This window comes from Clostridium sp. UBA7503 (assembly GCF_002477055.1).
Lineage (GTDB): Bacteria > Bacillota > Clostridia > Clostridiales > Clostridiaceae > Clostridium_J > Clostridium_J sulfidigenes.
On the sequence record NZ_DLNT01000012.1, the window covers coordinates 1 to 14,863 of the forward strand.

The following is a 14,863-nucleotide window of genomic DNA, read 5'->3' on the forward strand; positions in this document are numbered from 1 at the left end:
ACATTTTTATTTTCACTTTTTATATATTCTTAATTATTTTTTAGATAATTGCTCTTGAATACTCTTTGGAACTTCTTCATAGTGATCAAATACCATTGAGTAAACACCTCTACCTTGTGTTTTTGATCTTAAAGTAGTTGCATATCCAAACATTTCAGATAATGGAACGAAGGCTCTAATAATTTGAGCTCCATTAATAGCTTCCATACCATCAATTCTTCCTCTTCTTGAGTTTACATCTCCCATTACATCTCCCATGTACTCTTCTGGAACTGTAATTTCAACTTTTTCCATTGGCTCAAGTAATACTGGGTCAGCTTTAGCCATAGCATTTTTAAATGCCATAGATCCAGCAATTTTAAATGCCATTTCTGATGAGTCAACTTCGTGGTATGATCCGTGTACAAGTCTAATTTTAAAGTTTATAGTCTCATAACCAGCAATTATACCATTCTTAGCTGCTTCTCTTATACCATTATCAATTGGAGCAATATATTCTTTAGGAATAGCTCCTCCTACAACAGCATTTTCAAATACATATTCCCCTTCGATTGGTTCCATTTCTATTACGCAGTGACCATATTGTCCTTTACCACCTGATTGCTTAGCATATTTAGCTTCAGCCTTAACAGCTTTTCTAATTGTTTCTTTATAAGCAACTTGTGGTGCACCAACGTTACATTCAACTTTGAATTCTCTTGTTAATCTATCTACTATAATATCTAAGTGCAACTCACCCATACCAGCGATGATTGTTTGACCTGTTTCTTGATTAGTATAAGTTTTGAATGTTGGATCTTCTTCAGCAAGTTTCGCTAAAGCTATTCCTAGTTTTTCTTGACCAGCTTTTGTCTTTGGCTCAATAGCTACAGATATAACTGGCTCTGGGAATTCCATTGATTCAAGAATTATTGGTTTATCTTCTGAACATAAAGTATCTCCTGTTGTAGTTCCTTTAAGTCCAATAACTGCTCCGATTTCACCTGCTTCTAACTCTTCTACTTCTTCTCTATGGTTAGCATGCATCTTAACAAGTCTTCCAATTCTTTCCTTTTTACCCTTGGTTGAATTAAGTACATAAGTACCACCTTTCATTATACCTGAGTAAACTCTTGTAAATGCAAGTTTTCCTACGAATGGGTCAGTAGCAATTTTAAATGCTAAAGCAGACATTGGCACTTCATCTGATGCTTCTCTTGAATCTTCTTCTCCATCTAATGTAGTACCATTAACAGCAGGGATATCTAGTGGAGATGGTAAATAAGCAACAACGCCATTTATCATTTCTTGAACCCCTTTGTTTTTATATGATGATCCGCATATACATGGAACTATTTCATTTGCTATAGTAGCTTTTCTTAATGCAGCATGTAATTCCTCTTCAGTGATCTCTTCACCTTCAAGGTACTTCTCCATTAATGCTTCATCAGTTTCTGCTATAGCTTCTATCATAGCCATTCTATACTCTTCAGCTTTATCAGCTAACTCTGTTGGAATTTCTTCAATTCTTACATCAGTTCCTAAATCATCATAAGTTATGATAGCATGATTAGCTATTAAATCTATCATTCCCTTAAAGTTTTCTTCTGCACCTACCGGAATTTGTATTGGCACTGCATTAGCCTTTAATCTATCTCTTACAGTTTTAATACATCTGAAGAAATCAGCACCAGTAGCATCCATTTTATTAACATAAATCATTCTTGGAACACCATACTTGTCTGCCTGTCTCCAAACTGTTTCAGTTTGTGGCTCAACTCCACTCTTAGCATCAAGTACTGTAACAGTTCCATCTAGAACTCTTAATGATCTCTCAACCTCAACTGTAAAATCTACGTGTCCAGGAGTGTCTATAATATTTAATTCATGATCTTTCCAAAAACATGTCGTTGCAGCAGAAGTAATTGTTATACCTCTTTCTTGTTCTTGAACCATCCAGTCCATTTGAGATGCACCTTCATGAGTTTCTCCTATCTTATGAGTTTTACCAGTATAAAATAAAATACGCTCTGTTGTTGTAGTTTTACCTGCATCTATGTGAGCCATAATTCCGAAGTTACGGAATTTCTCTAAAGGGTATTTTCTAGCCATTCCTATTTCCTCCTCTTAGCGAGTAATTTTAAATTCGACAAAACTGTTTTGGCCTTAGCCAAAACAGTTCTTGTATTAGTATCTGTAATGAGCAAAAGCCTTATTTGCTTCAGCCATTTTATGAGTATCTTCTCTCTTCTTAACTGCAGCTCCTGTGTTATTTGAGGCATCGATTAACTCGTTAGCTAATCTTTCTCTCATATATTTCTCGCCTCTTTTTTCACAAGCTAGCAACATCCATCTAATACCTAATGTTTGTCTTCTCTCTGGTCTAACCTCGATAGGTACTTGATATGTAGCTCCACCTATTCTTCTAGCTTTAACCTCAAGTAATGGCATTATATTGTTCATAGCTGCCTCAAAAACCTCTAGAGGTTCTTTTCCAGTTTTTTCACGAATGATATCGAAAGCATCATAGCATATCTTTTGTGCTACACCCTTTTTTCCATCTTCCATAACACTGTTTATTAATTTAGTAACAACTTTTGAATTGTACATTGGATCTGGTAATACATCTCTTTTTGCAATAAATCCTTTTCTTGGCACTTTTCTTCCCTCCTTAACATTGTAAAATTAACTCATAGGTACTCGATATTTCTACCGCAAAGTGCTCTGCTCTTGTAATCTATGTAAATCTATATAAATTCGAAGGCATAGCACTCTTTAATTAAGACCTATTTTTGTTTTGGTCTCTTAGCACCGTATTTAGATCTTGATTGTAATCTGTTTGCTACTCCAGCAGAGTCTAAAGCTCCTCTGACTATGTGGTATCTGCAACCTGGAAGGTCTTTTACTCTTCCTCCTCTTATAAGAACAACGCTGTGCTCTTGTAGGTTGTGTCCTTCACCTGGAATATAAGCAGTTACTTCGTATCCGTTTGTAAGTCTAACTCTCGCTACTTTTCTTAACGCTGAGTTTGGCTTCTTAGGAGTACTTGTTTTAACTACAGTACATACTCCTCTTTTTTGTGGACACTCTTTTAATGCTGGTGCTGTAGATTTTGAAGCTAATGTCATTCTACCTTTTCTTACTAATTGGTTTATAGTTGGCATTATTTCACCTCCTTAAAATAATTACTAATGCTTATCTATTCACACAATAATATTATGATAGATATTCTATAATAAATTAGTCATTAGCAAACCTTAAATTATGAGTGCAGTTGCAGCTGAAACATCAATTCCACATAATACACCTAGTTCTTTCATAGTATCAATTTCTATAATTTCTAGGGATCTGTCTGCTGCTAATTTAAGTATAGGTTCTAGTAGTTTGCTATCTGCATCTTTTGCAACATACAGCTTACAACCTAGATTGTTCTTTAAGGCTTTAGCTGTTTGCTTTACTCCAACAACCTTTTCCCCAACAAGTCTAGTCACCATACTAACCCCCCTCATAATTTCAATTCATAAAGTGATAAAATACTATTTTATCAATCACATACAAAATGTATTTTATCACTTTATATAATTCATGTCAATAGAACTAACTCTAAGATTAAGCGTTAATTTCTACCTCTGCAACTGGCTTATTTTCACAGATTTCAATTCCCCTGTATCTATTCATACCAGTTCCAGCAGGAATTAACTTACCTATAATTACATTTTCTTTTAATCCTACAAGAGGATCTATCTTTCCTTTGATAGCTGCATCTGTAAGAACTCTTGTAGTCTCTTGGAATGACGCTGCTGATAAGAATGAATCAGTTGCTAGTGCTGCTTTAGTTATTCCTAATAATGCAATCTTACCCTCAGCTGGTTTTCCACCTAGTGCTAAAGCTTTTTCATTTGCTTCTTCAAAATCAAATATATCCATCATTGTTCCTGGTAGCAACTCAGTATCACCTGATTCTTCTACCTTTATTTTTCTAGTCATTTGTCTTATTACTACTTCAAGGTGCTTATCGTTTATATCAACACCTTGTAATCTATAAACTTTTTGAACCTCAGATAAAAGATAGTTTTTAACACCCTTAACACCTTTAATTCTTATTATGTCATGTGGATTTACTGATCCTTCAGTGATTTCATCTCCAGCATCTATTATATCACCATTCATTACTTTAATTCTTGAACCAAATGGTATTTCATAAGTGAACTCTTCACCGGAGTTACTTGTCACTATAACAGTTCGTTTTTTCTTAGTTTCTTCCATTCTTACTGTACCTGCACAATCACTTACTATTGCAAGCCCCTTTGGTTTTCTGGCTTCAAATAATTCTTCAACCCTTGGAAGACCCTGAGTAATATCTGCTCCAACAACCCCACCTGTATGGAATGTTCTCATTGTAAGCTGAGTTCCTGGTTCTCCTATAGATTGAGCTGCTATAATACCAACAGCCTCACCTATGTCGATTTTTTGAGCTGTTGCCATGTTCATACCATAACATTTAGCACATACTCCTATTTTAGCGTTACAAGTAAATACAGATCTTATTTTAACTTTCTTAACGCCCGCTTTTTCAACCTTTTCTGCCATAGCAGCATTCATATACTCATCACATTTAACTAGAACTTCTCCTGTTTTTGGATGGATTATATCTTGAGCACTATATCTTCCAGAAAGTCTTTCGCTTAGTGGTTCAATTACTTCATTTCCTTCTTTAATTTCACTAACTTCATAACCTTCTTTAGTTCCACAATCCTCTTGTCTTACTATAACATCTTGACTAACATCAACAAGTCTTCTTGTTAAGTATCCAGAATCCGCAGTTTTAAGGGCTGTATCAGCATTTCCTTTTCTAGCTCCGTGAGTAGATATGAAATATTCTAATACTTCAAGTCCTTCTCTAAATGAAGCTCGGATTGGAAGTTCAATGATTTTACCTGAAGGACTAGCCATAAGCCCTCTCATACCTGCTAATTGTTTAATTTGGCTCTTAGATCCTCTGGCTCCTGAGTCAGCCATCATATTTATCGGATTAAACTTATCTAAACTATCCATAAGCGCGTCAGCTACTTCTTCAGTTGTTTTTGTCCACTTGTCTATAACTTTTTCATATCTCTCATCTTCAGATATGAATCCTCTTCTATACATCTTTTCTATCTTTTCAATAGTATTATCAGCATCTGCAAGTAATTCTTTCTTAATTTCTGGAACTTCCATGTCAGAAACAGCTACTGTTACAGCTCCGATAGTAGAGAAATGATATCCTTTTGCTTTTATATTATCAAGCATCTTAGATGTTTCAGAAGGACCATATAATGTGTAACATTTATCTATTATATTTCCCAAGTTTTTCTTACTCACTAAGAAATCTATCTCTAATTTAAATTCATTTTCAGGTAGAGTTCTATCAATAAAACCTAGATTTTGAGGTATTGATTCATTAAATATAAGCTTTCCTAATGTAGTATCTATAATTCCATAACGTTTTTCACCATTAATAATTTTAGATACTTTAACTTTAATAGCTGCATGTATATCTACATCCTTAACTTCATATGCCATCATCACTTCTTCTGGTGATGAGAACATTCTTCCTTCACCCTTAGCCCCTTCTTTATCTAATGTTAAGTAATAAGAGCCAAGAACCATATCTTGAGTAGGTACACAAACTGGTTTACCATCTGAAGCTTTCATAATATTGTGCGCTGCAAGCATTAAAAATCTTGCTTCTGCTTGTGCTTCAACTGATAGAGGAACGTGTACCGCCATTTGGTCTCCATCAAAGTCAGCATTATATGCCGTACATACAAGTGGATGCAATTTTATAGCTCTTCCTTCTACAAGTATTGGTTGGAAGGCTTGAATTCCTAACCTATGAAGTGTTGGAGCACGGTTAAGTAATACTGGATGATCTTGAATAACTTCTTCAAGGACATCCCATACTTGAGGCTGAACTCTTTCAACCATTCTCTTTGCACTCTTAATGTTGTGTGCAACTCCACTTTCAGTTAACTTTTTCATAACAAACGGCTTAAATAATTCTAATGCCATTTCTTTTGGAAGTCCACATTGATACATCTTAAGTTCAGGTCCAACAACGATAACTGAACGTCCAGAGTAGTCAACACGCTTACCAAGCAAGTTTTGTCTAAATCTTCCTTGCTTTCCTTTAAGCATATCTGATAAAGATTTTAATGGTCTATTTCCTGGACCTGTTACTGGTCTACCTCTTCTTCCATTATCAATTAGTGAATCTACTGCTTCTTGAAGCATTCTTTTCTCATTTCTAACGATAATATCAGGTGCTTGTAAATCTAGTAACTTTTTAAGTCTATTATTTCTATTTATTACTCTTCTGTATAAATCGTTTAAGTCAGATGTAGCAAATCTTCCACCATCTAATTGTACCATTGGTCTTAAATCTGGTGGTATAACAGGTATTACATCTATAATCATCCACTCTGGTTTATTGGTTGATTTTCTAAATGATTCTACGACATCAAGTCTTCTAATAGTTCTTATTTTCTTTTGTCCTGTACTTGTTTTAAAATCTTCTTTAAGTTCTGCAGAAAGCTTATCTAAATCTATATCTTGTAATAAGACTTTTACAGATTCTGCACCCATTCCTGCTACAAAGCCATCATAACCATATTTATCTACAGCTTCTCTATAGTCTTTTTCTGTTAATATTTGCTTTTTATCAAGTGGTGTATCCTTTGGGTCCAACACTACATAAGCAGCAAAATAAAGTACTTTTTCTAAAGAACGTGGTGACATATCAAGAATTAATCCCATACGAGATGGAATTCCTTTAAAATACCAAATGTGAGATACAGGGGCAGCTAGTTCTATATGCCCCATTCTTTCACGCCTTACTTTAGATTTTGTAACTTCAACTCCACATCTGTCACACACTATACCTTTGTATCTAACTCTTTTGTATTTACCGCAATGACATTCCCAGTCTTTCATTGGTCCAAATATTCTCTCGCAGAACAGACCATCTCTTTCCGGTTTTAATGTTCTATAGTTGATTGTTTCAGGTTTTTTTACTTCCCCTCTAGACCACTCTCTGATCTGTTCTGGTGAAGCTAACCCTATTTGTATTGCATCAAAATTATTTAATTCAAACAAGGGTACATCCTCCCTTCAATTTAATGTTCATCATTAAAATCATCTAAAACTAAATCACTGTCTATGTCAGATTCTATATCGATATCTAAACCTGAATCTAGATTTGGTTCTAATTCATCATCAAAATCATCTAATTTTATGTCTTCAAAATCTGAATCTTCTTCTACATCTGATGAATCAGTATCTATTGGTTCAATAAATTCTTTTACAGGTTCTTTAGTAAAAGAATCCTCTTTACCTTCTATATTTACCTCTAAATCTTCAACTTCGTCATCGACAGATTCTTTAAGTTTAATTTCCTCATGATTTTCATCTAAAAGCTTAATATCTAAGCATAATGCTTGAAGTTCTTTAATAAGTACCTTAAATGATTCTGGAACTCCTGGCTCAGGTATATTTTCACCTTTTACAATAGCCTCATAAGTTTTAACTCTACCTACAACATCATCTGACTTAACTGTTAGAATTTCCTGAAGTGTATGAGCTGATCCATAAGCTTCAAGGGCCCAAACTTCCATCTCACCAAATCTTTGCCCTCCAAATTGAGCTTTACCCCCCAATGGTTGCTGAGTAACTAATGAGTATGGACCTGTAGATCTAGCATGTATCTTATCATCAACTAAGTGGTGCAGCTTTAATATATACATGTATCCTACTGTAACCCTATTATCAAACGCTTCTCCTGTTCTTCCGTCATAAAGTACAGTTTTACCATCTCTATTATATCCTGCTTTTTCTAAGCAATCTTGAATTTCTGTATCTAAAGCACCATCAAATACTGGAGTAGCTATATGCCATCCAAGTTCACTAGCAGCCCATCCTAAATGAACCTCAAGTACCTGACCTATATTCATACGTGATGGAACTCCTAGAGGGTTTAAACATATTTGAAGTGGTCTTCCATCAGGTAAGAATGGCATATCTTCTAATGGTAACACTCTAGATATAACACCTTTATTACCGTGTCTTCCCGCCATCTTATCTCCAACAGATATTTTTCTCTTTTGAGCTATATAACATCTTACTAATTGATTTACACCCGGTGGAAGTTCATCAGCATTTTCTTTTGTAAATACTTTTACATCTACAATTATACCAGCTTCTCCATGAGGAACTCTTAGCGAAGTATCTCTTACTTCTCTTGCTTTCTCTCCGAATATAGCTCTTAATAANNCTGCTGTTAGTTCAGTCTCTCCCTTAGGAGTAACTTTACCTACTAAAATATCTCCTGACCTTACTTCTGCACCTATCCTTATTATTCCACGTTCATCTATGTCTTTTAGAGCATCCTCACCTACGTTTGGTATGTCTCTTGTAATCTCTTCTGGTCCTAGTTTAGTATCTCTAGCTTCTGATTCATATTCTTCAATGTGAACTGAAGTAAAGATATCATCTCTTACTAGTTCCTCAGATATAAGCATAGCATCCTCGTAGTTATAACCTTCCCAAGTTATAAATCCAATTCTAATATTTTTACCTAATGCAATTTCTCCTAAATCTGTAGAAGGACCATCAGCTAAAACCGTATTTATGTCAACTTTTTCTCCTTTATCAACTATAGGACGTTGATTTATACAAGTACCAGAGTTAGATCTCTTGAATTTTAATAGGTTATATACATCTGTACCACCATCTATATCTCTTTTTATTCTTATTTCATTTCCACTAACATAAGATACAACTCCTGCATTCTTAGCCTTAGGTAATACCCCTGAGTCTACTGCAGCTTTAAATTCTATACCAGTACCAACTACTGGTGCCTGTGTTTTTAGAAGTGGAACTGCTTGCCTTTGCATGTTTGATCCCATCAGAGCACGAGTAGCATCGTCATTCTCTAAGAAAGGTATCATTGCTGTAGCAACTGATACAATCTGCCTTGGAGAAATATCAATTAGATCAACTTGCTCTCTTGGTACTATTATAACTTCTGATTTTTCTCTAACAGTAACTTTTTTATCTATGAAGCTTCCATCTTCAGCTAATGGCTCACTAGCTTGCGCTACAAGATAATTATCTTCTTCATCAGCAGTTATATATATAATCTTATCTGTGGCCTTACCTGTTTCCTTGTCAACAACTCTATATGGAGTCTGCATAAATCCATATTCATTAACCTTAGCATATGTAGCTAATGAGTTAATTAACCCTATGTTAGGACCTTCTGGTGTCTCTATAGGACACATTCTTCCATAATGAGAATAGTGAACATCTCTTACTTCAAATCCTGCTCTTTCTCTTGATAGTCCTCCTGGTCCTAATGCAGATAATCTTCTTTTGTGTGTTAACTCAGATAATGGATTTGTTTGATCCATGAATTGTGATAGCTGTGAACTTCCAAAGAACTCTTTTATAGCTGCCACAACAGGTCTTATATTTATTAAAGCCTGTGGAGTAATTATTTCTTGATCTTGAACAGTCATTCTTTCTTTGACTACTCTTTCCATTCTTGATAACCCAATTCTAAATTGGTTTTGTAATAATTCACCTACAGATCTTAATCTTCTATTTCCTAAATGGTCTATGTCATCTACATATCCTATTCCGTACGCCAATCCCAACTCATAGCTTAATGTAGCATATATGTCGTCTCTAATTATATGTTTTGGAACCAACTTGTTTGCGCTAGCCTTTATTTGTTCTTTAATTTCATCTTCATTATGATATGTTTCTAATATTGCTTTTAATGTAGGATAGTGAACATATTCTTTAATGTTTAGCTCAGCAATATCAAAGCTTACATGTTTAGACAAATCAACAAAGTTATTTCCTATAACTCTTATAATTCTATCATCAACCTGAATGTCTACAGAATTTATACCTAAGTTTTGTATTTCTGCAGCTAATTCTCTACTTATTTTACTTCCCTTTTCAACTATAATCTCACCTGTAGAAGGATTAATTATGTTTTCAGCAGCTATTTGATTAGTAATTCTCCATTTAACAGCTAACTTCTTATTAAATTTATATCTACCTACTTTTGATAAATCATATCTTTTCGCATCAAAGAATAAAGACTCTATCAATGAAATGGCACTATCCACAGTTGGTGGCTCACCAGGTCTTAGTCTCTTATAAATCTCTAGTAATGCATCATTCTTTTCTTTTGTATTATCTTTTTCTAAGGATGCTTTAAGTCTCTCTTCTTCTCCAAAAACCTCAAGAATCTCAGCATCACTTCCATAGTTTAGCATTACCCTCATAAGTACTGTAATAGGTAACTTCCTTGTCTTGTCTATTCTTACATAAATTACATCATTAGAGTCAGTCTCGTATTCTAACCAAGCTCCTCTATTTGGTATAACTGTTGAGGAAAATAACTTTTTACCAGTCTTATCAACAGTATAATTATAATATACTCCTGGAGATCTAACTAACTGACTTACTATAACTCTTTCAGCTCCGTTAATAACAAAGGTTCCTTGATCAGTCATTATTGGGAAATCACCCATAAAGACTTCTTGTTCCTTTATTTCTCCTGTTTCATTATTTTGTAACCTAACTTTCACCTTTAATGGTGCTGCATAAGTAGTATCTCTTTCTTTGCATTGCTCAACAGAATACTTAATGTTCTCCATATCCAATTTATAGTTGACAAATTCTAAAGATAAGTTGCCAGTATAATCTTGTATAGGATTAATATCATCAAATACCTCGTGCAATCCTTCAGCTAAAAACCAATCGTATGAATCAATTTGAACTTCGATTAAGTTTGGCATTTCAGCCGTATCTTTTACTTTGGAAAAGCTCATCCTTTCCCTTTTACCAACTTTTACAGGATGTACCATATAATTTTCACCCCTTGTATAAACTAAAATAACCCAAGACACACTTTCCCCTAGGACTTTGTGTTTCGGACTTACACTTATTCATCATGCAATTCTATCCAATTTGCAGCAAAATATTCACATAATTATAATTCTATATAAATATACGAAGAATTTTCTCCTTAAATATGGACATTACATGACTTGATTTACTTTATTCGCATTGAATTATATTATCATTATTTTTATTTAATGTCAATATATAATATACTTATTTATTAAGTTATTTTTATTTCTTTTGTTACAAAAATGGAGTACTTAAATTAAGTACTCCACAATGTAAATCCATTGACTTACTATTTTACTTCTACAGTAGCTCCAACTTCTTCAAGTTTAGCTTTCATGCTTTCAGCGTCATCTTTGCTTACAGCTTCTTTAATTGTTTTAGGAGCTCCATCAACTATATCTTTAGCTTCTTTTAATCCTAATCCAGTTATTTCTCTAACAACTTTTATAACTTTTATTTTTCCAGCTCCAGCGTTAGTTAATACTACGTCGAACTCAGTTTTTTCTTCAGCTGCTGCTCCAGCAACTGCTCCACCTGCAACTGCTACTGGTGCTGCTGCACTTACTCCAAATTCTTCTTCACAAGCCTTAACTAACTCGTTTAATTCTAAAACACTCATATCTTTTATAGCTTGAATTATATCTTCTCTTGTCATTTTAAAATGCACCTCCGAAATTTTTAAATTATATTTTTTATTTTCTCTACGTTTTCTAAATTCTTACTTAGACTAATTACTCTGCTGCTTCTTCACCTTTTTTCTCAGCTATAGCATTTAATAAATATGCTAAGTTTGAAAGTGGAGCCTTGAAGCTTCCAAGTAGTTTTGCAATAAGTACGTCTCTTGATGGAATTGATGCGATCTCTTTAATTTGAGCTTCACCAAATAACTCACCTTGGACTACTCCTGCTTTTAATTGAAGTTTTTTATGAGTTTTTGCAAAGTCATTTAAAACTCTAGCTGGTGATGTTGGGTCATCATATCCTAAAGCTATTGAAACTGGTCCTTGAAGATATTGATCTAATCCTTCAATTCCTAATTCCTTTGCAGCTAATGTAACTAGTGTATTTTTATATACTCTATATTCAACACCTGCTTCTCTTAGTGCTTTTCTTAATTGTGTATCTTCTTCAACATTTAGTCCTTGATACTCACTAAGAACAACTCCTTGAGCTTTTTCTAACTTTTCCTTTATTTCAGCAACTTTTGCTTCTTTTAAAGATCTATTTTTACTTTGCACTGTGTATCCACCTCCTTACAGCTTTCACTGTATATTAAAAAATTAAGGTCTCTCCGCAGACACGAAGAGACCAATAAAATCATTTATTAGCATCCTCGGTAGGTATTTAGTTACGCTTTTCAGCACCTACTGTCTACGGAATATATTCAACTTTTGTATTATAGCACATTAAAAAATTTAATGCAATATTAATCTAACACTTTTGTTGGATTAATTTTTACTCCTGGTCCCATAGTTGATGCTACAGTAACAGATTTAATATATTGTCCTTTTGCAGCAGCTGGTTTAGCCTTAACAATAGCATCCATTAAAGTATGGAAGTTATCCATTAACTTTTCAGATCCGAAAGACTTCTTACCAATTCCTACGTGAACTATAGCTGTTTTATCTACTCTGTATTCAACTTTACCAGCTTTAATATCATTTAGAGCTTTTGCTACATCAAATGTAACAGTACCTGATTTAGGGTTTGGCATTAAACCTTTAGGTCCTAATACTCTACCTAGTCTTCCAACTACGCCCATCATATCTGGAGTAGCTACAACTACGTCAAACTCAAACCAGTTCTCTTTTTGGATTTTATCTACTAGTTCTTCTGCTCCAACGAAATCAGCTCCAGCAGCTTCTGCTTCTTTTGCTTTGTCTCCTTTAGCGAAAACTAATACTCTAACAGTTTTACCTGTTCCATGAGGAAGTACTACTGCTCCTCTTACTTGTTGATCTGCATGTCTTGGGTCAACACCAAGTCTTACGTGAACTTCTATTGTTTCATCGAATTTAGCTTTTGATGTCTTTATTGTAAGTTCCATAGATTCTGCTGGTGTGTATAGAGCATTCTTGTCTATCAACTTAGCGCTTTCTATGTAATTCTTTCCCATTTTAGCCATTTTGCATCCTCCTTTGTGGTATTAACGGTTTTTGCCTCCCACCGAATTAATTGAAATTACTCTTCGATTACTATTCCCATGCTTCTAGCTGTTCCAGCTATCATGCTCATAGCAGCCTCTAATGATGCAGCATTTAAGTCTGGCATCTTTAATTCAGCTATTTCTTTAACTTTAGCTGCTGAAACTGTTGCAACCTTAGTTCTGTTTGGAACGCCTGATCCACTCTCTATTCCAGCTGCTTTCTTTAATAATACTGCTGCTGGTGGAGTTTTTAGTATAAAACTAAATGATCTGTCTTGGTAAACTGTAATTACAACTGGTATTATCATACCTGGCTGATCTGCAGTTTTTGCGTTGAACTCCTTACAGAATCCCATAATATTTACACCGTGTTGACCAAGTGCAGGTCCTACTGGTGGTGCTGGTGTTGCCTTTCCTGCAGGAAGTTGAAGTTTTATCATTCCTGTTATTTTCTTAGCCATGAGTTTACACCTCCTATATTGTGGTAATCGGACTTTTATAAGTCCTCCCACTTAAATAGAACTTAGTCTTTTAGACGTCATTCTACTAAGTCTTAAAGTTTTTGTATTTGATTAAAATCAAGTTCAACAGAAGTTTCTCTGCCAAACATGTTAACTAATCCTTTAATTTTATGTTTTTCTATAGATATTTCAGTAATTGCAACAATGAAGTCTTCAAATGGTCCTGATACAACTTTCACTTGTTCTCCAACTTCAACATCTACAGTAACTTGTTTTTCAACTATTCCCATATTGTAAATTTCATCTTCTGTTAAAGGCACCGGTTTTGATCCAGGACCTACAAATCCAGTAACTCCTCTAGTATTTCTAACAATATACCAAGAATCATCAGTCATAACCATCTTAACCATCACATATCCTGGAAATACTTTTCTTAATGTAACCTTTTCTTTGCCATCCTTAATTTCTACTTGCTCTTCCATAGGCACTTGAATATCATGAACGAATTCTTCAAGATTTCTATTTTCAATGGCTTTTTCAAGATTAGCCTTAACTTTATTCTCATATCCAGAATATGTATGAACTACATACCATCTTGCTTTTTCTCCTGTCATAGCTACAGGGGCGTAATTCTACCGTCCCCTTACCTCCCTTTTAAATTATTTAAAAATCAAATTAAAAAGGTTTTTAAAACCAGCATCTAACAAACCTACAGTTATTGCATAAAGAAGACAAAAGCATATTACCGCCATAAGAGCTTTCTTAAGCTCATCTTTTGTAGGCCATGTTACTCTTTTAAATTCCGCTTTTAAGTCGATAAAAAACTGTACTATCTTCATTCGTTTTTTAGGGTTAATTACCTTACCCTCAACTTTTTCAGCCATAATTTTCACATCCCCAAAATATTTCAAGTTCTTAAAGAACTATTTTGTTTCTTTATGAAGTGTATGTTTGTGGCAGAATCTGCAGTATTTTTGCATTTCGATCCTGTCTGGATTATTCTTTTTATTTTTCATTGTGTTATAGTTTCTTTGTTTACATTCAGTACATGCTAAAGTTATTTTAACTCTCACAATCTACACCTCCTAGTTTATGCGTATTTAATTTTATTATAAAACCAATATTTTTTTCTTGATAATATATCGTTAACTGCAATTGCTACTTAAACAACTTATCACAAGTTTCCACTTATGTCAATTGTAAATAATTCCTTGCAATCATCATACTATAAAATCATTAAAGATACCCTATTGATTTTTCTTTTAAAAGGACTAGGTTTAGAACCCAGTCCTATTTTAAATCTTAATTATTC

13 protein-coding genes and 1 other annotated feature are annotated in these 14,863 nt (G+C 34.1%); all 13 genes read right to left on the reverse strand.

Going from position 1 to position 14,863, the window contains the following annotated elements; all coding sequences use genetic code 11:
- Nucleotides 1–33: 33 nt before the first annotated feature.
- Nucleotides 34–2,091 carry an elongation factor G gene (gene fusA / locus B3630_RS02740; RefSeq protein ID WP_346895335.1) on the reverse strand — a complete coding sequence of 686 codons (2,058 nt, stop codon included), beginning with the start codon at nt 2,089–2,091 and terminating at the stop codon, nt 34–36.
- Between the two features lie 75 nt (nt 2,092–2,166).
- Nucleotides 2,167–2,637, reverse strand: coding sequence for a 30S ribosomal protein S7 (rpsG, locus tag B3630_RS02745; protein WP_035135028.1), 471 nt, complete (start codon nt 2,635–2,637; stop codon nt 2,167–2,169).
- A gap of 128 nt (nt 2,638–2,765) precedes the next feature.
- On the reverse strand, nt 2,766–3,143 hold the full coding sequence (gene rpsL, locus B3630_RS02750; RefSeq protein ID WP_035135030.1) for a 30S ribosomal protein S12: 378 nt from the start codon (nt 3,141–3,143) through the stop codon (nt 2,766–2,768).
- Nucleotides 3,144–3,236: 93 nt separating this feature from the next.
- A complete protein-coding gene (locus tag B3630_RS02755; protein WP_150842120.1) occupies nt 3,237–3,473 on the reverse strand; it encodes a ribosomal L7Ae/L30e/S12e/Gadd45 family protein in 237 nt (78 codons plus the stop codon).
- A gap of 115 nt (nt 3,474–3,588) precedes the next feature.
- Nucleotides 3,589–7,113, reverse strand: a complete 3,525-nt coding sequence (rpoC, locus tag B3630_RS02760) for a DNA-directed RNA polymerase subunit beta' (protein ID WP_346895337.1) — start codon at nt 7,111–7,113, stop codon at nt 3,589–3,591.
- Between the two features lie 20 nt (nt 7,114–7,133).
- A complete protein-coding gene (rpoB, locus tag B3630_RS02765; RefSeq protein ID WP_346895341.1) occupies nt 7,134–10,898 on the reverse strand; it encodes a DNA-directed RNA polymerase subunit beta in 3,765 nt (1,254 codons plus the stop codon).
- A gap of 335 nt (nt 10,899–11,233) precedes the next feature.
- Nucleotides 11,234–11,599 (reverse strand): 50S ribosomal protein L7/L12, encoded by a 366-nt coding sequence (gene rplL, locus B3630_RS02770; protein ID WP_346868562.1) that lies wholly within the window; start codon nt 11,597–11,599, stop codon nt 11,234–11,236.
- 76 nt (nt 11,600–11,675) lie between these two features.
- Nucleotides 11,676–12,182, reverse strand: a complete 507-nt coding sequence (gene rplJ, locus B3630_RS02775; RefSeq protein WP_035135037.1) for a 50S ribosomal protein L10 — start codon at nt 12,180–12,182, stop codon at nt 11,676–11,678.
- A 31-nt stretch (nt 12,183–12,213) separates the two neighbouring features.
- Nucleotides 12,214–12,339, reverse strand: a sequence feature (ribosomal protein L10 leader region).
- A 31-nt stretch (nt 12,340–12,370) separates the two neighbouring features.
- Complete coding sequence (rplA, locus tag B3630_RS02780; RefSeq protein WP_035135051.1) at nt 12,371–13,060, reverse strand: 50S ribosomal protein L1; 690 nt, start codon at nt 13,058–13,060, stop codon at nt 12,371–12,373.
- Nucleotides 13,061–13,125: 65 nt separating this feature from the next.
- On the reverse strand, nt 13,126–13,551 hold the full coding sequence (rplK, locus tag B3630_RS02785; protein ID WP_035135039.1) for a 50S ribosomal protein L11: 426 nt from the start codon (nt 13,549–13,551) through the stop codon (nt 13,126–13,128).
- A 92-nt stretch (nt 13,552–13,643) separates the two neighbouring features.
- Complete coding sequence (gene nusG / locus B3630_RS02790; RefSeq protein WP_346895339.1) at nt 13,644–14,165, reverse strand: transcription termination/antitermination protein NusG; 522 nt, start codon at nt 14,163–14,165, stop codon at nt 13,644–13,646.
- A gap of 45 nt (nt 14,166–14,210) precedes the next feature.
- Nucleotides 14,211–14,435 carry a preprotein translocase subunit SecE gene (secE, locus tag B3630_RS02795; protein WP_035135043.1) on the reverse strand — a complete coding sequence of 75 codons (225 nt, stop codon included), beginning with the start codon at nt 14,433–14,435 and terminating at the stop codon, nt 14,211–14,213.
- Nucleotides 14,436–14,474: 39 nt separating this feature from the next.
- The gene (gene rpmG / locus B3630_RS02800; protein ID WP_035135045.1) at nt 14,475–14,624 is read right to left on the reverse strand and encodes a 50S ribosomal protein L33; all 150 of its coding nucleotides are present in this window, start codon (nt 14,622–14,624) and stop codon (nt 14,475–14,477) included.
- Nucleotides 14,625–14,863: the final 239 nt, after the last annotated feature.

Coding starts and splice junctions, on each gene's coding strand:
- fusA (WP_346895335.1), bottom strand. CDS start 2,091: ATGGCTAGAAAATACCCTTTAGAGAAATTCCGTAACTTCGGAATTATG.
- secE (WP_035135043.1), bottom strand. CDS start 14,435: ATGGCTGAAAAAGTTGAGGGTAAGGTAATTAACCCTAAAAAACGAATG.
- rplA (WP_035135051.1), bottom strand. CDS start 13,060: ATGGGAAAGAATTACATAGAAAGCGCTAAGTTGATAGACAAGAATGCT.
- rpsL (WP_035135030.1), bottom strand. CDS start 3,143: ATGCCAACTATAAACCAATTAGTAAGAAAAGGTAGAATGACATTAGCT.
- rplL (WP_346868562.1), bottom strand. CDS start 11,599: ATGACAAGAGAAGATATAATTCAAGCTATAAAAGATATGAGTGTTTTA.
- nusG (WP_346895339.1), bottom strand. CDS start 14,165: ATGACAGGAGAAAAAGCAAGATGGTATGTAGTTCATACATATTCTGGA.
- B3630_RS02755 (WP_150842120.1), bottom strand. CDS start 3,473: ATGGTGACTAGACTTGTTGGGGAAAAGGTTGTTGGAGTAAAGCAAACA.
- rplK (WP_035135039.1), bottom strand. CDS start 13,551: ATGGCTAAGAAAATAACAGGAATGATAAAACTTCAACTTCCTGCAGGA.